Genomic DNA, 18869 nt, shown 5'->3' with positions numbered 1-18869 from the left:
CGTGGTGACCGTCGAACCTGGTCAGTGCTTGCCGGTCGTGATCTCCTCACGCGGCTGCTCCGGCGCGGGCGGCGCCGGCTGCTCGATCGGCCGGAAGAAGCCGCGGACGGCCGGGGCGAGCGCGCCGAGGCGGTTCATCTTCTTCGGCACCGTCCAGCCGACGTACGGCAGGTCGGTGTGGCCGTGCTCGTCGGGCGCCGCCAGTGGCTGGTGCACCTCGACGAACCGCCCGTCGGGCAGGCGCTTGATGATGCCGGTCTCGACACCGTGCGCCAGCACCTCCCGGTCGTGCTGCTGCAGGCCCAGCGAGATGCGGCGGGCGAAGTAGTACGCCAGCGGCGGCAGCACCAGCAGGCCGATGCGGCCCGCCCAGGTCATCGCGTTCAGGCTGATGTGGAACTTGTCGGCGACGATGTCGTTGCCGCCGGAGATCGTCAGCACCATGTAGAACGCGAACGCCATGGCGGCCAGACCGGTGCGGTCCGGCACGTCGCGCGGACGCTGCAGCAGGTTGTGCGAGGCGTAGTCCTTCTTCCAGCGCCGCTCGATCCACGGGTACGCCATCGGCAGCACCGTCAGGATGCCCGGCAGCACCACCGTGGGCCAGAACAGCGGCGGGATGTTGTAGCCGAACACCCTGATGTCCCAGGCGGGCATGAGCCGTGTCGAGCCGTCGAGGAACATGACGTACCAGTCGGGCTGGCTGCCCGCGGAGACGACGGCCGCTTCGTACGGGCCGAACAGCCAGATCGGGTTGATCTGGAACAGGCCGCCCATCAGCGCGATCACCGCGAAGACGAGCATGAAGAACCCGCCCTGCTTGATCACGTAGCGCGGGACGAAGCGCTCGCCGACCACGTTCTTCTCGGTCCGGCCGGGGCCGGGCCACTGCGTGTGCTTCTGGATGAAGACCAGGCCCAGGTGCACGGTGACCAGCGCGAGCAGGATCAGCGGCAGCAGGAACACGTGCAGGATGTAGAGGCGGGTCAGGATGATCTCGCCGGGGAACTCGCCGCCGAACAGCGACGTGGTCACCCAGGAGCCGATCACCGGGATGGACAGCATGATCGCCGAGGCGATGCGCAGGCCGGTGCCGGACAGCGCGTCGTCGGGCAGCGAGTAGCCGGCGAAGCCCTCGGTGAAGCCCAGCCAGAACATGCTCAGACCGATGATCCAGTTGAGCTCGCGCGGCTTGCGGAACGCGCCGGTCATGAAGACCCGGAACATGTGCACCACGATCGCGGCCATGAACAGCAGCGCCGCCCAGTGGTGCATCTGCCGCATGATCAGACCGCCGCGCACGTCGAACGACAGGTCCAGCGCGGTCTCGTACGCCCGGGACATCTGCACGCCCTGCAGCGGCAGGTACGACCCGTCGTAGTGGACCTCCTGCAGGGAGGGCTCGAAGAACAGCGCGAGGAACGTGCCGGTCAGCAGCAGGATGATGAACGAGAACAGCGCGATCTCGCCCAGCAGGAACGACCAGTGGTCGGGGAACACCTTGTTCAGCATCCCGCGCAGCGGTGTCGCGACGGGCAGCCGGGTGTCCACCTCCTCCGCGGCCTTGCCGGGGAGCGCCCTCAGATCAAGCTTGCGACGCTTCACCGTGATCAGTCCTTCTCCCAGAACGCCGGTCCGACCGGCACCTTGTAGTCGCCGGTGGCAACCAGGTAGCCCTCCGCGTCCACGCTGATCGGCAGCATGGGCAGCGACCGCGTGGCCGGGCCGAAGATCGGCCGCGCGTTGTCGGTGATGAGGAACTGCGACTGGTGGCACGGGCAGAGCAGGCGGTTGGTCTGCTGCTCGTAGAGGCTGGCGGGGCAGCCGGCGTGGGTGCAGATCTTCGAGTACGCCACGAAGCTGCTCCAGGTGCTGCCCTGGTTGAGCGTGTACAGCCGGCCGTTGAGCAGGGCCGCGTCGTCCTCGCGCAGGTGGATCAGCAGCGTGGGCGAGTCGGCGTGGTGGTTGGTGGCGCCGCCCGGGATGTGCGGGAACACCGTGATCTGGCCGCCGGTGCTGACCTCCTCCGGCCGGATGAGCGTCTCGTCGTCGCGCATCAGGCGGATCGGGTTCTGCGGCGTGGCGCCGGCGAACCCGGTCTTGAAGAGGATGTCCGGGTGGTGCGGGTCCTTGATCAGCGCGCCGATCGGCACCGCCGCCGCCACCGCGCCGACGGGCAGCAGGCCCAGCAGCGACAGCTTGAGCAGCGGGCGGCGGGCCAGGCCGAACTCCTCGCCGATGAACTGCAGCGTGGAGCCGGTGAGCTTCTGCTCCGCCGGGTCCGACGGGCCGTCGTGCCGCTCCTGGATCGCGATCTCGTGCGGCAGCAGCTTCTTGCCCCACGTCAGGATGCCCAGGCCGATGCCGACCAGGGTCAGCCCCAGGGTGAGGCCGAGGACCGGCGTGTAGTACTTGCTGGCGTGCGGGCCGAGCTCGTACTCCCAGGGCCACCAGATGAAGGCGATCAGGAACAGGGTCGCCATGACACCGGTCATCAGGAAGAAGAACGCGACGATGCGGGTCATCCGCTTCTCGCCCTTCGAGCCCGGGGCGTACTGCGGCTCGTAGTGGACGATCTCCACGCCGTCCTGCCGCGCACCCTCGCGCACGATGTCGAACCGGGTGAGGCTCCGGTCGCTCAGGCCGACGCCGCCGGCGTCGCGCACTTCGGTGTTCGTGTCGATCATGACTTACCCGCAATCCACAGCGATGCGAAGACGAGGGCCACCACGCCGACCAGGAAGATGGCCAGGCCTTCGGTGACCGGGCCGAAACGGCCGAGGCCCCAGCCGCCCGGGTCGGAGTCGGTCTTCAGGTTCTGCACGTACGCGATGATGTCGAACTTGTCCTGCGGGCTCAGCTCGCTGTCGCCGAAGACCGGCATGTTCTGCGGACCGGTCAGCATCGCCGCGTAGATCTGGCGGTCCGTGGCCGGCTCCAGGGTCGGCGCGTACTTGCCGCTGGAGAGCGCGCCGCCGCCGCCGGAGAAGGCGTGGCAGGACGAGCAGTTGATCCGGTAGAGCTCGCCACCGCGGGCGATGTCGCCCTTCGACGCGAAGTCCTCGCCCTCCGGCAGCTGCGGGCCGCCGCCCAGCTGCTGGATGTACTCGCCGAGCTGGCGCGCCTGGTCGGTGTTGTACTGCGGGGGCTTGCGGCCCGCCTGCGCCTCCTGGCGGGCGGCCGGCATGCGGCCGGTCTCCACCTGGAACTCGACCGCCGCGGAGCCGACGCCGATCAGGCTCGGGCCCCGTCCCTCCACGCCCTGCGCGTTGGCGCCGTGGCAGGAGATGCAGCTCTGGTCGTACAGCGCCTTGCCGGCCTCGGCGGCCGGGGTCAGCGGCGCCGCGCCCTGCGCGCCGCCCGGCGCGACGATCGCGTAGATGCCGCCCGCGAAGACCAGCGCCGCGAACATGCGCAGCGCCGCGCTCAGCCGGCGGCGTACGCGGCCGCGCTGCTTGGGCGCGCCAGGCGCCGGGCGTGGGGTGTCAGATGTCATGGCCGAGCTCACATCCGCTCCAGCAGGTAGATCATGAAGAACAGGCCGACCCAGACCACGTCGACGAAGTGCCAGTAGTACGACACCACGATCGCCGAGGTCGCCTGCGCCGGGGTGAACCGGCCCATGGTCGTCCTGATCATGTAGATGATGAAGGCGATCAGACCGCCTGTCACGTGCAGGCCGTGGAAGCCCGTGGTCAGGTAGAACATCGACCCGAAGCCGTCCGAGTTGATCTTCACACCCTCGCTGACCAGGACGCGGTACTCGTTCACCTGGCCGAGCACGAACGTCAGGCCCATCAGGAACGTGATGGTGAACCAGAACCGCAGCCCGTACACGTCACCCCGCTCCGCGCGCAGCACGCCGATCTGGCAGGTGATGGAGGACAGCACCAGGATCGTCGTGAAGAAGACCGCGTACGGCAGATTCAGCACGTGGGCGTTCTTCTCCCACATGCTGTAATCCGCTGCGCGGATCGCGAAGAACATCGCGAACAGCGCCGCGAAGAACATGAGTTCGCTGGAGAGCCACACGATCGTCCCGACGCTGACCATGTTGGGCCTGGTCAGGGAGTGGATCCTGCTCTTGTCGATGGCTGAGGCGGCAGTCACGCGGTCATTATTGCCCCCGACCTGCATCGGCGAGCGTCGGGGTGCCTGGTTGGCGGCGTGTCGCCACCCGGCGGCACCGCTGCCGCCACCACCGTTTAGCCTCGGGTGGTGCCGCCTGTCGATCATTTCACCGCGCTGACCTCGACCGTTACGACCTTGACCGCCGAGACGCCCCCGTTCACCATCACGACGCTGGTGACCGGCGCGAGACTCGACTCGTGGCTCGCGGTCGGTCTGCTGGTGGCGGCGGCGCTCTACCTCTACGGCACGCACCGGCTGCGGGTGCGCGGCGACCGGTGGCCGGTCGGGCGCACGATCGCCTTCCTCGGCCCCGGCCTGGGCACGCTCGCCCTGGTCACGGTCAGCGGCGTCGGCGGCTACGACACCACGCTGGTCAGCGTGCACATGATCCAGCACATGGCGCTGTCCATGGTCGCCCCGATCTTCCTGGCGCTGGGCGCGCCGGTCACGCTGGCGCTGCGTACGCTGCCCGCCCGGCCGCGCCGGACGCTGCTCGCGGTGCTGCACAGCCGGGTCGCGGCGGTGCTGGCGTTCCCGCTGACCGCGTTCGCCGTCTTCATCGCCAACCCGTTCGCCCTGTACTTCACCAGCCTGTACGAGCAGACGCTGCGCCACGAGTGGCTGCACGAGGTGATGCACGCGCACTTCATCCTCACCGGCTGCCTGTTCTTCTGGCCGCTGCTCGGGCGCGATCCGCTGCCCGGCCGCTGGCCGTATCCGGCGCGGGCGCTGCTGATGGTGCTGAGTGTCCCGTTTCACACCGTGTTGGGGCTCACCATCATGCAGTCGAAGACCCTCCTCGGCGGCGACTGGTACCCCTCGCTCGGCCTCTCCTGGGTCGATCCGTGGGACGACCAGGTGACCGCGGGCGGCGTGCTGTGGGCGGGCGGCGAGATCGTCTCCGTCACCATGCTGGCCATCCTGGTCGCCCAGTGGATCCGCCAGTCGCGCCAGGAGGCGGCCCGCATCGACCGGCAGCTCGACCGCGAGGACGCCGCCCGCGCCGCCGCCGAGGCCACGGCCGTGCAGGTGACGGACGACGGCGCACCGCACGACCACAAGATCACCGCACCGCTTAGGATGAGCGCATGAGTACCAAGACCGTCCTGCTCTACAGCGACGACCCGCAGGTCCGCGACCGGATGCGGCTGGCCATCGGCGAGCACCCCGCGCCCGACCTCGACGTCGAGTTCGTCGAGGCGTCCACCTACGGCGAGTGCGTCAAGCTCGTGGACGACTACGAGATCGACCTGCTGGTGCTGGACGGCGAGGCGACCCCCGGCGGCGGTCTGGGTGTGGCGCGTCAGCTCAAGGACGAGATCGACGAGTGCCCGCCCACCTGCGTCGTCATCGCGCGCTCGGCTGACCGCTGGCTCGCGGCGTACGCCCGCGTCGACGCGACGCTGGTCCACCCGCTCGACCCGATCGAGACCGCGAAGGCCATCGCCAACCTGCTGCACGCCGAATCCTCCGTGGCCGCCTGAGCAGCACCCCGCGCGCCACGCCCTTCACCCCTGGAGGCCCGATGGGCGACCGGAACACCTGGCCCCACCTGCTCGGCGCGCTGCTGCGCCGCGAGGAGCTGACGGCGGACGACACCGCCTGGGCCATGGGCGAGATCATGACGGGCGCGGCGACCCCGGCGCAGATCGCCGGCTTCGCGCTGCTGCTGCGCGCCAAGGGCGAGACCGCGGACGAGCACTCGGGCCTGGTCGCCGCGATGCTGGCGCAGGCCGCTCCCCTGCCGCAGACCGACGAGCAGCGCCTGGCCGCCGTGGACGTGGTCGGCACCGGCGGCGACCAGGCGCACACGGTCAACATCTCGACCATGTCCGCCATCGTCGCCGCGGGCGCCGGGGCCCGCGTGGTCAAGCACGGCAACCGGGCCGCCTCGTCGCTCTGCGGCACCGCCGACGTGCTCGAGTTCCTGGGCATCCCGCTCGACCTGACCCCCGAGCAGGTCGCCGCGGTGGCCGACGAGGCCGGCATCACGTTCTGCTTCGCCGCCACGTTCCACGCCGGCCTGCGTCACGCCGGCGGCGTGCGCCGCGAGCTGGGCGTGCCCACCGCGTTCAACTTCCTCGGCCCGCTGACCAACCCCGCCCGCCCGCGCGCGGGTGCGGTCGGCTGCGCCGACCTCCGGATGGCCGGGGTGATGGCCCAGGTGTTCGCCGACCGCGGTGACACCGTCCTGGTGATGCGCGGTGAGGACGGGCTGGACGAGTTGACCACCGCCGCCCCCACGCGCGTCTGGCTGGCTCGTGGCGGGCTGGTGACCCCGTTGACGATCGACGCCGCCGACCTCGGCGTGCCCCGCTCGGCCGCGGACGACCTGCGCGGCGGCGACGTGTCCGTCAACGCCGACGCGGTGCGCCGCCTGCTGGCCGGCGACACCGGCCCGGTGCGCGACGCCGTGCTGGTCAACACCGCGGCCGCGCTCACCGCGCACGACTGGGCGGTGGCCGGCGCGGGCCCGGCCGACCCGGACACGATCGCCGAGGAGTTCACCGACGCGCTGCACGCGAACATGCGCCGCGCCGCCGAGGCGATCGACTCCGGCGCCGCAGCGGCCGTGCTGGAGCGCTGGGTCGCCGCCGCGACGGCCGCCAAGTACGCCTGAGCCTCCCGTTCCGCAGCCGCGCCCGTGACGTCGGACGTCACGGGCGCGGCTTTTTCACGCCCGCTGCGGGCGCACGACGCACCAGGGCCCACTCGTGCCCGCTGCGGCCTGACGCGCTACGGCCCACGTCGCGCCCCGTGCGGGCGCACGACGCGGACGCTCCGGCCGGCGTCTGCGCGGACTGCCCCGACCGTGAAAGACCACCGGCCCCCTCCATGGCGGAGGGGGCCGGTGGTCTTCGTCGTCTGCGGGAGCGGGTCAGTGCTCCGCGGTGCGCCGGGTGCCGGTGTAGTACTCGAACAGCAGCGCCGAGGTGGACAGCAGCACGCACACGATGCCCAGCGCGATCAGCCACCACATCCAGAACACCAGGCCGATGGAGGCGATCAGCGCCGACACCGCGATGCCGAACGGCCAGTAGCTGCCCGGGCTGAAGAAGCCCAGCTCACCGGCGCCGTCAGCGATCTCCGCGTCGAGGCGGTCCTCCGGGCGGGGGTCGATGCGCCGCGACACGAACCAGAAGTAGCCACCGCACATCGCGCACAGCAGCGTGGACAGCGCCAGCGCGGTGGTGCCGATGGCCTCGACCCCGCCCATGGCGTGGTTGGTCCACCAGCCGTAGACCACGGCGGCCACGATCAGGAACAGCGAGACGCCGATAAAGATGCGGTATTCCGTCTTCATTGTCTCCAGCCTCAGTTCGCGTCGCGCACGGTCGGGAACGGTTCGGTCGTCGTGGCGTAGAGGTCCGCCCCGCTGTAGCCGATCGCCGCCAGCGCCTGCGGGGTGTTCTTGCCCGACTTCAGCGCCGCCACGTACTGCTGGTAACGCTCCGGGGACACCGCGCGCAGCTCGAAGTTCATCATCGAGTGGTACGTGCCGCACAGCTCGGCGCACCGGCCGACGTAGCTGCCCTCCTGCTTGACCGTCACCTCGAACTGGTTCACCACGTTGCCGGGGAACACGTCGCGCTTGAACAGCAGCTCCGGGACCCAGAACGAGTGGATGACGTCGCTGCTGTGCTCGACGAAGCGCACCGTCTGGCCGACCGGGACGACCACGATCGGGATGTAGTTGCTGTCGCCGGGCGTGCTCTCCACCCGCTCGGCGTCGGGGCCGGGGTCGGAGAGGTAGTTGAACTGCCAGTTCCACTTGAACGCCTGGACCTCGACGGTCGCGGCCGGGTCGTCGCTCAGCTTGTCGACGTCGGTCTGGATGACCGCGGTGTAGTAGAACAGCACCGAGATGACCAGGAACGGCAGCACCGTGTACAGGATCTCGATCGGCAGGTTGAACCGCGTCTGCGTGGGCAGGTCCACGTCACCGCGCTTGCGGCGGTAGGCCGCGACGCACCAGAAGATCAGGCCCCACACGAAGACGCCGACCGCGAGGGCCGCGACGACGGAGCCGATCCACAGGTCGTACATGCGCTCGGACTGCACCGTGATGCCGCCCTGCGGCCAGCCGAAGCCGTCGAAAGCCTCGCCGATGTTGTTGATGCTGCATCCGGCGAGCAGCGTCACCGCGACGACCGACATCGCGCTCATCCCGAGAACTCGCCTGCGGGCTCGCTTTGCGACCACCTGCTCCTGCCTCCCTAAGCAGCGCCACCCTCGGACGCACCGGTGAGGGGCGTGACCGACGGTCGCAGAGTACTTCACCCCGGGCCCCCGGCCGGGCCTGGGGTCGGCCCGGTGATCCGGCGTGTCCACGGGAACGTCGTGGCGGCGACGGAGCCGTCACCGCTAGATCACGATACCGTCGAGGGGTGCGAGATCCCCGGCAGGCCGGACCCATCGATCGCGGCGAGGACGGTGTCGGCGCGTACTTCGATGCGGCGACCGCGACGCCGCTGCACCCGGCCGCGCGCGAGGCGCTGCTCGCCGCGCTCGACGACGGCTGGGCCGACCCCGGCAAGCTCTACACCCGCGCCCGCCGCGCCCGCCTGCTGCTCGACGCCGCGCGCGACACGATCGCGCAGGTCCTGGGCGTACGCGCCGACGAGGTGAGCTTCACCGGCAGCGGCACCACCGCCGCACACGCCGCCGTCCTGGGTGGACTGGCCGGCCGCCGCCGCGCCGGGGCGGTGCTGGTCCGCTCCGCGATCGAGCACTCCGCGGTGCTGCACGCGGGCGAGCGCCACGTCCGTGACGGCGGCGCCGAGACCGAGGTGCCGGTGGACCGGCTCGGCCGCGTCGACCTGGCCGCCTGGGCCGCCGCCGTGTCCGCGCCGGGTGTGGCGCTCGCCTCACTGATCGCCGCGAGCCATGAGGTCGGCACCGTGCAGCCGGTCGCCGAGGCGGCCCGGCTGTGCCGCGAGGCGGGCGTGCCGCTGCACGTCGACGCCGCGATGTCACTGGGCCGGGCGCCGGTGCCGGGCGGCTGGTCGCTGCTGACCGGCAGCGCCCGCAAGTGGGGCGGCCCGCCCGGGGTGGGCCTGCTGGTGCTGCGCAAGGGCACCCGCTGGGTCTCGCCGTACCCGGCCGACGACCGCGAGTCCGGCCGCTGGCCCGGCGCCCCCGACCTGCCCGCGATCCTCGCCGCGGCCGCGTCGCTGCACGCGGTGCACGAGGAGGCGGCCAAGGAGGGCGAGCGGCTGTCCGCACTGGTCGACCACGTGCGCGCCACGGTCGCGGCGACGGTGCCCGACGTGGAGATCGTGGGCGACCCGGCCGACCGGCTGCCGCACGTGGTGACCTTCTCCTGCCTGTACGTCGACGGTGAGGCGCTGCTCACCGCGCTGGACCGGCGCGGCTTCGCGGTGTCGTCCGGCTCGGCCTGCACCTCCTCCACGCTGCGGCCGAGCCACGTGCTGGCGGCGATGGGCGTGCTCACCCACGGCAACATCCGGCTGTCGCTGCACCGGGACACGACACCGGAGCAGGTGGACCGGTTCCTCGCCGAGCTGCCCGGCATCGTGGCGGCGCTGCGGGCGGAGGTGGGGATGTGAGCATGCCCACCGACGGGCCGGTCGAGGTGCTGGACTGCCTGGGTCAGCGCTGCCCGCTGCCGGTCATCGCACTGGCCAAGCGGCTGCCGCAGGTCGCCGTCGGCGCGGTGGTCCGCGTGCTCGCCGACGACCCCGCCGCCGCCGTCGACATCCCGGCCTGGTGCCGCATGCGCGCCCAGCAGTACGTGGGCGCGACGGCCGTCGCCGGCGCCCCGGCCTTCGACGTACGCCGGCTGTCCTGACGAGCTCGGGTTTAAATAGACGTTGGCCTATCTGGATGAGTTTTCGAAGATCGAAGTCATCCAGATAGGCCAACGTCCATGCAAAGCGCAGCCCCGCCCACGCCGGGCGGCACGGGGTGGCGCGGTCAGTTCAGGTGCGGGCGGATGTCGGCGGCGGCGTCGTCGCCGTAGGACTCGGCCAGGCGCTTGAGGAAGTTGTCCGGGTCGACGTCGTACTCCTGGGTGCCCACCGTCTCCAGGACCAGCGTCGCCAGCAGGGCGCCGACCTGCGCCGCGCGCTCCAGGCCCAGGCCCCAGGACAGGGCCGCGAAGAAACCGGCCCGGAACCCGTCGCCGACGCCCGTCGGGTCGTACGCGTGGATCTCGCGTGCCACGGGCACCCGGATCGGGGCGATGTCACGGCCGGTGATCTCGACGCCGTTCTTGCCGAGCGTGGTGACCCGCACCTTGACCCGCTCCAGCACCTGCGCCGAGGACAGGCCGGTCTTCTGCTCCAGCAGCGAGTTCTCGTACTCGTTGGTCAGCAGGTACTCCGCGCCCTCGATGAGCTGGTGCACGTCGTCGCCGCCCATCCGGGCGAGCTGCTGCGACGGGTCGGCGGCGAAGGCGTACCCCCGGTCGCGGCACTCCTGCGAGTGGCGCACCATCGCCACCGGGTCGTTGGCGCCGACGATGACCAGGTCGAGGCCGTCGAGGCGCTGGTGCACGGGGGCCAGCTCGATGTTGCGGGCCTCGCTCATGGCGCCGGCATAGAACGACGCGACCTGGCACAGGTCCTCGTCGGTGGTGCAGACGAAGCGCGCGGTGTGCGCGATGTCGCTGACGTGCACGGAGTCGCAGTCGACGCCGTGGCGCTCCAGCCAGGAGCGGTAGTCGCCGAAGTCCGCGCCGACCGCGCCGACCAGCGCCGGGCGCAGGCCCAGCTTCGCCATGCCGAAGGCGATGTTGGCCGCCACGCCGCCGCGCCGGATCACGAGATCGTCGACCAGGAACGACAGCGACACCTTGTCGAGCTGGTCGGCGATGAGCTGGTCCGCGAAGCGGCCCGGGAAGTGCATCAGGTGATCCGTGGCGATCGATCCGGTTACGCAGATCTTCATGGTTGACCTTCAGGTCGGCGATGGATGGGCGCGGAAAGCCTACCGGTCGCCGCACATACGACAGCGGCACTCCGGCGTGACCGGAGTGCCGCTGTGTGTCGTCGCCCACACGAGGTGGGCGCGAAGCTCAGTGGAACGAATCGCCGCAGGCGCAGGAGCCGCCGGCGTTCGGGTTGTCGATGGTGAACCCCTGGGCGTCGATGCGGTCGGCGAAGTCGACGGTGGCACCGGCCAGGTACGGGGCGCTCATCCGGTCGACGACGACCTCGACACCGTCGAACTCCTTGACGATGTCGCCGTCGAGCTCGCGCTCGTCGAAGAACAGCTGGTAACGCAGGCCGGAGCAGCCGCCGGGCTGGACCGCGACCCGCAGCCGGAGGTCGTCGCGACCCTCCTGCTCCAGCAGAGCCTTGACCTTGCCGGCCGCGACCGGGGTGAGATTGATGCCGGTAGCGTCCGTCTTGATGTCGGGCGTCGTCACGAGGTGCTCCTCCAGCGTGAAGTGCTGATAATCCTTCGAAGTAACGCTAGCGCGCCCCGGGTTGATTCCCCACGGCGCCTCACTGGCTCATCCGCCCAGTGTGTTCTTGATGACCTGCCGGTGCACGGGACGGGCGGCGGCGTGCCGCTCCCGGCCGGCGTCGGTGAGCGAGACGTACACCCCGCGCCGGTCGGAGGCGCACAGCACCCGCTCGACCAGACCGTCCTTCTCCAGCCGGGCGACGGTGCGCGACAGCGCGCTCTGGCTGAGGTGGATGACCTCGCCCAGGTCCTGCATGCGCAGGCTCTGGTGCGGGTCCTCGGCCAGCCGGTCGAGCACCTCGAACTCGCTCATGCCGAGCTCGTGCTGCTCCTTGAGCGCGCTCTCCAGGGCGCACGACACGCTCGAGAACTGCCGGGACAGCTCCCGCCACGCCTTCACGGCCACCTCGTCGGGCATGACCGCAGCCTAACATGCAGGTGCAGAAAATGTGAGTGCATTTAATGCTTGCGCATTGAATGCACGCGCATATAGCGTACGCCCCATGTCCACCACCGCGACGCTGTCGCCCCCTGATCCGTCCCCCGCCGCCGACCCGGCCGCACCCGCCGACGCCCGCTGGACCCCGCGCCTGTGGGGCACCCTGCTGGTGCTGTGCGCGGTGCTCTTCCTCGACGGCCTGGACGTGTCGATGGTCGGCGTCGCCCTGCCCGCCATCCAGTCCGACCTGGGCCTGTCCACCGCGACCCTGCAGTGGATCGTCAGCGGCTACGTGCTCGGCTACGGCGGCCTGCTGCTGCTCGGCGGTCGCACCGCCGACCTGCTCGGCCGCCGCCGGGTGCTGCTGATCGCGCTGGCCGTCTTCGCCGGCGCGTCGGTGCTGGGCGGGCTGGTCGACGACGGCGCCCTGCTGATCGCCACCCGCTTCGTCAAGGGCCTCGCCGCGGCGTTCACCGCCCCGGCCGGGCTGTCCATCCTCACCACGACGTTCCCGGAGGGCCCGGTGCGCAACCGGGCGCTGGGCATCTACACCGTCTTCGGGGCCAGCGGCTTCTCCTCCGGCCTGATCCTGGGCGGGCTGCTCACCGAGATCGACTGGCGGGCCACGTTCCTGCTGCCCGCGCCGCTGGCGCTGATCGCGCTGGTGGCCGGGATCCGGCTGCTGCCGCGCACCGACCACCGCGCCCCGGGCGGGTACGACGTGCTCGGCGCGGCCAGCTCCACCGCCGCGCTGCTCCTGCTGGTGTTCACCGTCGTCAACGCGCCCGAGGCGGGCTGGGCCTCGCCGCGCACGCTCGGCTCGCTGACCGTGGTGGCGGCACTGGTCGCGGTGTTCGTCAAGGTGGAGCGCACCGTCGCGCACCCGCTGGTGCGGCTGGGCATCTTCGCCAACCGCAGCCTGGTGCGGGCCGACCTGACCGCGATGGCGGTCTCCGGCGGCTACCTCAGCTTCCAGTTCCTGGTCGCGCTGTACCTGCAGCACGTGCTGAGCTGGTCGCCGCTGCAGATGGCGCTGTCCCTGCTGCCCGCGGGCCTCATCGTGGCGAGCTCCGGCTCCCTGGTCGGCCGGCTCATCACGCGGTACGGCACGCGCCGGCTCATCGCGCTGGGGATGCTCGCCTTCGTCGCGGCGTACGCCCTGTTCCTGCGCGCGGAGCCGGAGCCGGCGTTCCTCACCGTCATCCTGCCCACGGCGCTGCTGCTCGGGCTCGGCTTCGCCCTGTCCTTCTCGGCGCTGAACGTGCAGGCCACCAACGGGGTGGCCGACGACGAGCAGGGCCTGGCCTCCGGCCTGGTGCAGAGCTCGTTCCAGGTCGGCGGGGCGATCTCGCTGGCCGCCACCACGGCGGTCGTGGGCGGCGGCGCCATCACCGCCGGGCACATGCCCGCCACCTTCCAGGCCGCCATCGCCCTGGTCACCGGAATCTCCCTGCTCGGCCTGCTGGCGGCGGTGCTCGGCGGCCGCGACCGCGCGACGACCGGGACCGGATCCGCCGCGGCCTGATCCACCGCACGAGCTTCAGCCCTCGCAGGAGCTCATTCATCGCGCGATAGGAGGCACAACATGCGAGCACTGCTGGTCGATCACACCGCGCCCGGCGGGCTGCGGATCGGCGCGGCGCCGGACCCGGTCGCCGGACCGCACCAGGCCCTGGTCGAGGTCAAGGCGACCTCGTTCAACTTCGGCGACCTGTCCCACGTCCGCGACCTGCCCGACGGAACGGTCAGCGGCTGGGACGCGGCGGGTGTCGTCCGCACCGCGGCCGCCGACGGCTCGGGCCCACCCGCCGGGACCCGGGTGGCGACCTTCGGCGGCGAGCCCGCCTGGGCCGCCCTGCGCGCCGTCGACACCGCCGAGCTCGCCCCGCTGCCCGACGAGGTGGACTTCGGCCAGGCCGCGGCGCTGCCGGTGGCGGGCCTGGCCGCGCTGAACGCGCTGCGCCGGCTCGGCCCGCTGCTGGACCGCCGGGTCGTGGTCACCGGCGCCGCGGGCGGCGTCGGCCGGTACGCCGTCCAGCTCGGCGCGCTGGCCGGGGCGCACGTCATCGCCGTCGCCGGGCGGCCCGAGCGGGCGAAGGGGCTGCGCGAGCTCGGCGCGGCGGAGGTGGTCGCGTCGCTCGGCGAGATCACCTCCCCGGTGCACGGCGCGCTGGACAACGTCGGCGGGCCGGGACTGGCCGCGCTGTGGGAGCTGCTGGCGGCCGACGGCGCGGTGATCTCTATCGGGGCGGCCTCGGGCGAGCCGACGGTTTTCCCGCCGTACTCGACGATCGGGCGGCGGCGACGGCTGGAGGCGTACGTCACCGACGTCGCGGCGGGCAGCGGGCCGGACCTGGCGTACCTGGTGGGGTTGGTGGCGTCGGGGCGGCTGGATCCGCAGATCGGCTGGCGGGGCAGCTGGGAGCAGGCGGCCGAGGCGGCCGAGGCGTTCTTCGCCCGCCAGGTCAACGGCAAGGCCGTGCTCGACGTGAGCTGACCCGGCGGCGTGCCGGCACCACGGGGGTGCCGGGTGCCCCGCGGGCGTAGGACCAGCCCCGGGCGACCTCGTTCGGCTACGCCGCCATGCATGGCATCACCGCCGAGCGGGCGTCCGCCCGGTGGGCGTCACCGCCACGCAGGCGTCAGGGGCGGCCGTTAGGAAGGGCACCTTCCTCTACGCAGAGCGTCAAGAAGGTGCCCTTCCTTTCCTGGGGTCAGCGGGACCATTGGGTGGCCAGGCGGGCGGCCAGTTCGCGCAGGCCGCGGGCGGGTTCGGCGAGGGCGAGCTCGACGCTGCCGAAGTGGTCGACCAGGGCATGGGCCTCCGTGACACCGGCCGCGCCCTGCTCGCGGCGGCCGGTGGTGACCCGTCCCGCCAGCACCACGCACGGAATGCCCAGGTCGCGGGCCGCCCCGGCCAGGCCGGAGATCGCCTTGCCGCGCAGCGACTGGTGGTCGAACGAGCCCTCGCCGGTGATGACCAGGTCCGTCTCCTCCAGCACCTGGTCCAGGCCGGTCAGCTCGCGGACCAGGTCGATGCCGGAGGCGACGGAGCCGCCCAGCGCCAGGATCGCCGCGCCCAGACCGCCCGCCGCACCACCGCCGGGCAGCTCGGCGAGCTTCGCCGGGCAGCCGGGCAGTTCGCGTTCCAGCACGGCCGCCCAGTTGGCCAGGGCGGCGTCGAGCAGGGTCACGTCCTGCGGGGTGGCCCCCTTCTGCGGGCCGTACACCGCTGACGCGCCGTGCAGGCCGGTCAGCGGGTTGTCCACGTCCGTCGCCGCGATCAGCTCGACCTCCGCGGGGAGCAGCCGCACGCCGTCGGCGGCTCCGGCTTCCGCTGTGGCGGCCGAGCCATCGGCGGGTGTCTGCGCTGCGGCCGAGTCCTCGGCGGTTCCGGCGGCCGGGCCGTCGGAGTGTTCGGCTGCGGGCGACAACCCAGCGGTTGTCGCGACAACTCCTGGGTTGTCGTTCGTGGCGAGGGAGGTGCAGGCGGTCAGGGCCGCGCCGCCGGGGGCCAGCGGCTGGCCGGCGGCGTCCAGGCCGACCGCGCCGAGCGCGGCGAGCAGGCCCGCGCCGCCGTCGTTGGTGGCCGAACCGCCCAGCCCGACGATCACGCGCCGGGCGCCGTGCTCGATCGCGGCGAGCACCAGCGCGCCCAGGCCGTACGAGGAGGTCGCCTTCGGGTCCCGCTCCGCCGGGTCGACCAGGTGCAGGCCGCAGGCCTGCGCGCTCTCGACGTACGCGATGCGGTCGCCGGGCTCGCCCACCAGCAGCACCGCACCGGCCGCCGGGCGGCCCAGCGGGTCGGTCGTGGCGACCTCGACCAGCTCCCCGCCGAGCGAGGAGTGCAGCACCTCGACGAAGCCGGGGCCGCCGTCGGCGATCGGGCGGCAGATCAGCTCGTCGCCCGGGGCGACGGTCCGCCAGCCGTCGGCGACGGCCTGCGCCGCCTCCACCGCGGTGAGCGTGCCGGCGAACTTGTCGGGACAGATCAGCACTCGCATGGCCAGCACCCTAACGGCGCTGTTTGCAGTCGTGCGGCACCCCACGGCGGCGTCCCACCGGCGGGCCGTGGGGCAGGCCACAGCGCAACGGGAGCGACTGCGCCGGGCGTTCGGTGCGACTATGGGACACGTGACTGCTCCCGTACTGCTGCTGCTCGGCCGCGGCAAGGACCCGGATTCCGAACGCGGTGTCGACTGCCCGGGCGACCTGCCCGCGCCCAGCGACCCGGGCCTGGTCGAGCGCGCCGCCGCTGCCAAGGCCGCCCTCGGCGACCGGGTCTTCGTCCTCGGCCACCACTACCAGCGCGACGAGGTCATCCAGTTCGCCGACGTGACCGGCGACTCGTTCAAGCTGGCCCGCGAGGCCGCCGCGCGACCCGACGCCGAGTTCATCGTGTTCTGCGGCGTGCACTTCATGGCCGAGTCGGCCGACATCCTCACCTCCGACGCCCAGCGCGTGGTCCTGCCGGACCTGGCCGCGGGCTGCTCCATGGCCGACATGGCCGTGCTGGAGCAGGTCGAGCAGTGCTGGGACCTGCTGACCGACCTCGGCATCGCGGAATCCGTGGTGCCCGTCACGTACATGAACTCCTCCGCCGACATCAAGGGCTTCGTCGGCCGCAACGGCGGCGTGGTCTGCACCTCCTCCAACGCCAAGCGCGCGCTGGACTGGGCCTTCGAGCAGGGCGAGAAGGTGCTGTTCCTGCCCGACCAGCACCTGGGGCGCAACACCGCGGTGCTGGAGATGGGCTACTCGCTCGACGACTGCGTGCTCTACGACCCGCACAAGCCCCACGGCGGCCTCACCGACCAGCAGCTGCGCGACGCGAAGATGATCCTCTGGCGCGGCCACTGCTCGGTGCACGGCCGGTTCACGCTGGAGAACGTGCTGGCCATGCGCGAGCAGGTGCCCGGCGTGAACATCCTGGTGCACCCGGAGTGCCGGCACGAGGTGGTCACCGCCGCCGACTACGTGGGCTCGACGGAGTACATCATCAAGACGCTTGAGGCGGCCCCGGCCGGTTCGGCGTGGGCCGTGGGCACCGAGCTCAACCTGGTCCGGCGCCTGGCCGCCGCGCACCCGGACAAGCAGGTCATGTTCCTGGAGAAGACGGTCTGCTACTGCTCCACGATGAACCGCATCGACCTGCCGCACCTGGTCTGGGCGCTGGAGGAGCTGGTCGCCGGGCGGGTGCCCAACCAGATCACGGTCGATCCCGACACCGCGCACCACGCCCGCGTCGCGCTGGACCAGATGCTGGCCCTGCCGTAGGCAGATGATTACGCTGAGTACGAGCGCCGTGTCCGAATCGCGGCGCTCGTGTTCATTTAAGCTTGCCGTGTATTCCGTCACACATCACGCAGCGCTATGCTGCCGGGGTTTGCTTTTTCGGCCCACCCTTACCCAGGAGGTCTGCCTTGTCGGACGACGTGCTCATCGTCAGCGGAGGAAGCCCGCTAAAGGGCGAGGTGCGGGTCCGCGGGGCCAAGAACCTGGTCTCCAAAGCCATGGTCGCGACCGTGCTGGGCGAGGGCCCGAGCCGGCTGTACGACGTGCCGAAGATCCGCGACGTCGAGATCGTGCGCGGGCTGCTCGAGCTGCACGGCGTCAAGGTGACCAACGGCGACCTGCCCGGCGAGCTGCGCTTCGACCCGTCGAACGTGGAGCGGGCGGGCGTCGATGAGATCAACGTCCACGCCGGCTCCAGCCGCATCCCGATCCTGCTGTGCGGCCCGCTGCTGCACCGGCTCGGCCACGCGTTCATCCCCGACCTGGGCGGCTGCCACATCGGCCCGCGCCCGATCGACTACCACCTCGAGGCGCTGCGCCGCTTCGGCGCCGTCGTCGACAAGACCCCCGAGGGCCTGCACCTGTCGGCCCCGGACGGCCTGCACGGCATCAAGTACGAGCTGAACTACCCGTCGGTCGGCGCGACCGAGCAGATCCTGCTCACCGCCGTGCGCGCCGAGGGCGTCACCGAGCTGTCCAACGCCGCCGTCGAGCCCGAGATCATCGACCTGATCTGCATCCTGCAGAAGATGGGCGCGATCATCAAGGTGCACACCAACCGGGTGATCGAGATCGAGGGCGTGCCGCACCTCGGCGGCTTCTCGCACCGCCCCATCCCGGACCGCATCGAGGCCGCCAGCTGGGCGTCGGCCGCGCTGGCCACCAAGGGCGACATCACCGTCAAGGGCGCCCGCCAGGCCGACATGACCACGTTCCTCAACGTGTTCCGGTCCATCGGCGGCGAGTTCGACATCGACGACAACCCGGTCGACGGCGGCATCCGGTTCTGGCACCCCGGCGGCGACCTGCGCCCCGTCGCGCTGGAGACCGACGTGCACCCCGGCTTCATGACCGACTGGCAGCAGCCGCTGGTCGTCGCGCTGACCCAGGCCAACGGCCTGTCCGTGGTGCACGAGACGGTGTACGAGAAGCGCTTCGGCTACACCAGCGCGCTCAACCAGATGGGCGCCAACATCCAGGTGTTCCAGGAGTGCCTGGGCGGCACCCCGTGCCGCTTCGGCCGCCGCGGCTTCCGCCACTCGGCCGTCATCGCCGGCCCGTCCAAGCTGCACGCCACCGACCTGGTCATCCCCGACCTGCGTGCGGGCTTCAGCCACCTGATCGCCGCGCTCGCCGCCGAGGGCACCTCCCGGGTGCACGGCGTCGACCTGATCAACCGCGGGTACGAGGACTTCGAGGCCAAGCTCACCGGCCTCGGCGCCGCCATCTCCCGCTGACCGCCCCGCCCGCCGGCACCGGCGGGCGCGCCACCCCTTTTTCCGATAGACGTTGGCCTATCTGGATGTTTTTTTTGTTTTGTGAATCAAAGACAAAATGGAACCGGAATTAG

19 protein-coding genes are annotated in these 18869 nt (G+C 71.5%); 9 read left to right on the top strand and 10 right to left on the bottom strand.

From position 1 onward, the window contains the following. Positions 1-21: 21 nt before the first annotated feature. From AB0J67_RS22655 to AB0J67_RS22640, 4 genes are read right to left on the bottom strand one after another with little or no spacing between them, the layout of a single operon-like run. Entirely contained in the window at positions 22-1605 is a 1584-nt protein-coding gene (locus tag AB0J67_RS22655) for a cytochrome b N-terminal domain-containing protein (RefSeq protein WP_363485398.1), read from the bottom strand. Between the two features lie 5 nt (positions 1606-1610). After that, positions 1611-2687 (bottom strand): Rieske 2Fe-2S domain-containing protein, encoded by a 1077-nt coding sequence (locus AB0J67_RS22650; RefSeq protein ID WP_363485397.1) that lies wholly within the window; start codon positions 2685-2687, stop codon positions 1611-1613. Then, positions 2684-3496 carry a c-type cytochrome gene (locus tag AB0J67_RS22645; protein WP_363485396.1) on the bottom strand — a complete coding sequence of 271 codons (813 nt, stop codon included), beginning with the start codon at positions 3494-3496 and terminating at the stop codon, positions 2684-2686. The genes AB0J67_RS22650 and AB0J67_RS22645 overlap by 4 nt, the downstream gene beginning before the upstream one ends. Before the next feature lie 8 nt (positions 3497-3504). After that, positions 3505-4110 carry a heme-copper oxidase subunit III gene (locus AB0J67_RS22640; RefSeq protein ID WP_203740804.1) on the bottom strand — a complete coding sequence of 202 codons (606 nt, stop codon included), beginning with the start codon at positions 4108-4110 and terminating at the stop codon, positions 3505-3507. Positions 4111-4266: 156 nt separating this feature from the next. On the opposite strand from AB0J67_RS22640, the gene AB0J67_RS22635 reads away from it, so the two are divergent. Genes AB0J67_RS22635 through trpD form a run of 3 tightly spaced genes read left to right on the top strand, consistent with a single transcriptional unit; the run spans position 4267 to position 6751 of the window. Further along, entirely contained in the window at positions 4267-5223 is a 957-nt protein-coding gene (locus AB0J67_RS22635; protein WP_363485407.1) for a cytochrome c oxidase assembly protein, read from the top strand. Further along, the gene (locus tag AB0J67_RS22630; RefSeq protein ID WP_363485395.1) at positions 5220-5615 is read left to right on the top strand and encodes a hypothetical protein; all 396 of its coding nucleotides are present in this window, start codon (positions 5220-5222) and stop codon (positions 5613-5615) included. Before AB0J67_RS22635 ends, AB0J67_RS22630 begins: the two co-directional genes overlap by 4 nt. 41 nt (positions 5616-5656) lie before the next feature. Continuing rightward, positions 5657-6751, top strand: a complete 1095-nt coding sequence (gene trpD, locus AB0J67_RS22625; RefSeq protein WP_363485394.1) for an anthranilate phosphoribosyltransferase — start codon at positions 5657-5659, stop codon at positions 6749-6751. A 258-nt stretch (positions 6752-7009) separates the two neighbouring features. Here trpD and AB0J67_RS22620 read toward each other — a convergent pair whose 3' ends face one another. Both AB0J67_RS22620 and coxB read right to left on the bottom strand, forming a co-directional pair. Next, the gene (locus AB0J67_RS22620; RefSeq protein ID WP_363485393.1) at positions 7010-7435 is read right to left on the bottom strand and encodes a cytochrome c oxidase subunit 4; all 426 of its coding nucleotides are present in this window, start codon (positions 7433-7435) and stop codon (positions 7010-7012) included. An 11-nt stretch (positions 7436-7446) separates the two neighbouring features. Beyond that, positions 7447-8298 (bottom strand): cytochrome c oxidase subunit II, encoded by an 852-nt coding sequence (coxB, locus tag AB0J67_RS22615; RefSeq protein WP_363485392.1) that lies wholly within the window; start codon positions 8296-8298, stop codon positions 7447-7449. Positions 8299-8519: 221 nt separating this feature from the next. Here coxB and AB0J67_RS22610 point away from each other — a divergent pair, with 221 nt between their 5' ends. Together AB0J67_RS22610 and AB0J67_RS22605 are read left to right on the top strand one after the other, a co-directional pair. Then, on the top strand, positions 8520-9701 hold the full coding sequence (locus AB0J67_RS22610) for an aminotransferase class V-fold PLP-dependent enzyme (RefSeq protein WP_363485391.1): 1182 nt from the start codon (positions 8520-8522) through the stop codon (positions 9699-9701). 2 nt (positions 9702-9703) lie between these two features. Further along, positions 9704-9943 (top strand): sulfurtransferase TusA family protein, encoded by a 240-nt coding sequence (locus tag AB0J67_RS22605; protein WP_363485406.1) that lies wholly within the window; start codon positions 9704-9706, stop codon positions 9941-9943. Between the two features lie 125 nt (positions 9944-10068). Here the strand turns inward: AB0J67_RS22605 and AB0J67_RS22600 are convergent, their stop codons facing one another. From AB0J67_RS22600 to AB0J67_RS22590, 3 genes are all read right to left on the bottom strand, one after another. Then, complete coding sequence (locus AB0J67_RS22600; RefSeq protein ID WP_363485390.1) at positions 10069-11043, bottom strand: carbohydrate kinase family protein; 975 nt, start codon at positions 11041-11043, stop codon at positions 10069-10071. A gap of 127 nt (positions 11044-11170) precedes the next feature. Further along, positions 11171-11524 (bottom strand): iron-sulfur cluster assembly accessory protein, encoded by a 354-nt coding sequence (locus AB0J67_RS22595; RefSeq protein ID WP_363485389.1) that lies wholly within the window; start codon positions 11522-11524, stop codon positions 11171-11173. An 87-nt stretch (positions 11525-11611) separates the two neighbouring features. Then, positions 11612-11983: a MarR family transcriptional regulator gene (locus AB0J67_RS22590; RefSeq protein ID WP_363485388.1), complete on the bottom strand. Its 372-nt coding sequence runs from the start codon at positions 11981-11983 to the stop codon at positions 11612-11614. A gap of 85 nt (positions 11984-12068) precedes the next feature. On the opposite strand from AB0J67_RS22590, the gene AB0J67_RS22585 reads away from it, so the two are divergent. Together AB0J67_RS22585 and AB0J67_RS22580 are read left to right on the top strand one after the other, a co-directional pair. Next, entirely contained in the window at positions 12069-13529 is a 1461-nt protein-coding gene (locus AB0J67_RS22585; RefSeq protein WP_363485387.1) for an MFS transporter, read from the top strand. 60 nt (positions 13530-13589) lie between these two features. Continuing rightward, the gene (locus AB0J67_RS22580; RefSeq protein ID WP_363485386.1) at positions 13590-14501 is read left to right on the top strand and encodes a zinc-binding dehydrogenase; all 912 of its coding nucleotides are present in this window, start codon (positions 13590-13592) and stop codon (positions 14499-14501) included. 217 nt (positions 14502-14718) lie between these two features. Here the strand turns inward: AB0J67_RS22580 and AB0J67_RS22575 are convergent, their stop codons facing one another. Beyond that, positions 14719-16008 (bottom strand): glycerate kinase, encoded by a 1290-nt coding sequence (locus AB0J67_RS22575; protein WP_363485385.1) that lies wholly within the window; start codon positions 16006-16008, stop codon positions 14719-14721. A 130-nt stretch (positions 16009-16138) separates the two neighbouring features. Between AB0J67_RS22575 and nadA the strand changes: the two genes are divergently transcribed. Next, entirely contained in the window at positions 16139-17281 is a 1143-nt protein-coding gene (gene nadA / locus AB0J67_RS22570; protein ID WP_363485384.1) for a quinolinate synthase NadA, read from the top strand. Between the two features lie 146 nt (positions 17282-17427). Beyond that, positions 17428-18756, top strand: a complete 1329-nt coding sequence (gene murA / locus AB0J67_RS22565; RefSeq protein WP_363485383.1) for a UDP-N-acetylglucosamine 1-carboxyvinyltransferase — start codon at positions 17428-17430, stop codon at positions 18754-18756. Positions 18757-18869: the final 113 nt, after the last annotated feature.

The sequence above is a fragment of the Catellatospora sp. NPDC049609 genome (assembly GCF_040675365.1).
Classification (GTDB): Bacteria; Actinomycetota; Actinomycetes; order Mycobacteriales; family Micromonosporaceae; genus Catellatospora.
Note: the sequence above shows the minus strand (reverse complement) of the source record. Positions and strands in the feature narration are given on the sequence as shown.

Bases quoted from the DNA above. Each gene is read 5' to 3' on its own strand.
- AB0J67_RS22600 (WP_363485390.1), bottom strand. From the start codon at position 11,043: ATGAAGATCTGCGTAACCGGATCGATCGCCACGGATCACCTGATGCAC.
- AB0J67_RS22605 (WP_363485406.1), top strand. From the start codon at position 9,704: ATGCCCACCGACGGGCCGGTCGAGGTGCTGGACTGCCTGGGTCAGCGC.
- AB0J67_RS22645 (WP_363485396.1), bottom strand. From the start codon at position 3,496: ATGACATCTGACACCCCACGCCCGGCGCCTGGCGCGCCCAAGCAGCGC.
- AB0J67_RS22630 (WP_363485395.1), top strand. From the start codon at position 5,220: ATGAGTACCAAGACCGTCCTGCTCTACAGCGACGACCCGCAGGTCCGC.
- AB0J67_RS22585 (WP_363485387.1), top strand. From the start codon at position 12,069: ATGTCCACCACCGCGACGCTGTCGCCCCCTGATCCGTCCCCCGCCGCC.
- AB0J67_RS22620 (WP_363485393.1), bottom strand. From the start codon at position 7,435: ATGAAGACGGAATACCGCATCTTTATCGGCGTCTCGCTGTTCCTGATC.
- trpD (WP_363485394.1), top strand. From the start codon at position 5,657: ATGGGCGACCGGAACACCTGGCCCCACCTGCTCGGCGCGCTGCTGCGC.
- coxB (WP_363485392.1), bottom strand. From the start codon at position 8,298: ATGAGCGCGATGTCGGTCGTCGCGGTGACGCTGCTCGCCGGATGCAGC.
- AB0J67_RS22580 (WP_363485386.1), top strand. From the start codon at position 13,590: ATGCGAGCACTGCTGGTCGATCACACCGCGCCCGGCGGGCTGCGGATC.
- AB0J67_RS22650 (WP_363485397.1), bottom strand. From the start codon at position 2,687: ATGATCGACACGAACACCGAAGTGCGCGACGCCGGCGGCGTCGGCCTG.
- AB0J67_RS22590 (WP_363485388.1), bottom strand. From the start codon at position 11,983: ATGCCCGACGAGGTGGCCGTGAAGGCGTGGCGGGAGCTGTCCCGGCAG.
- AB0J67_RS22575 (WP_363485385.1), bottom strand. From the start codon at position 16,008: ATGCGAGTGCTGATCTGTCCCGACAAGTTCGCCGGCACGCTCACCGCG.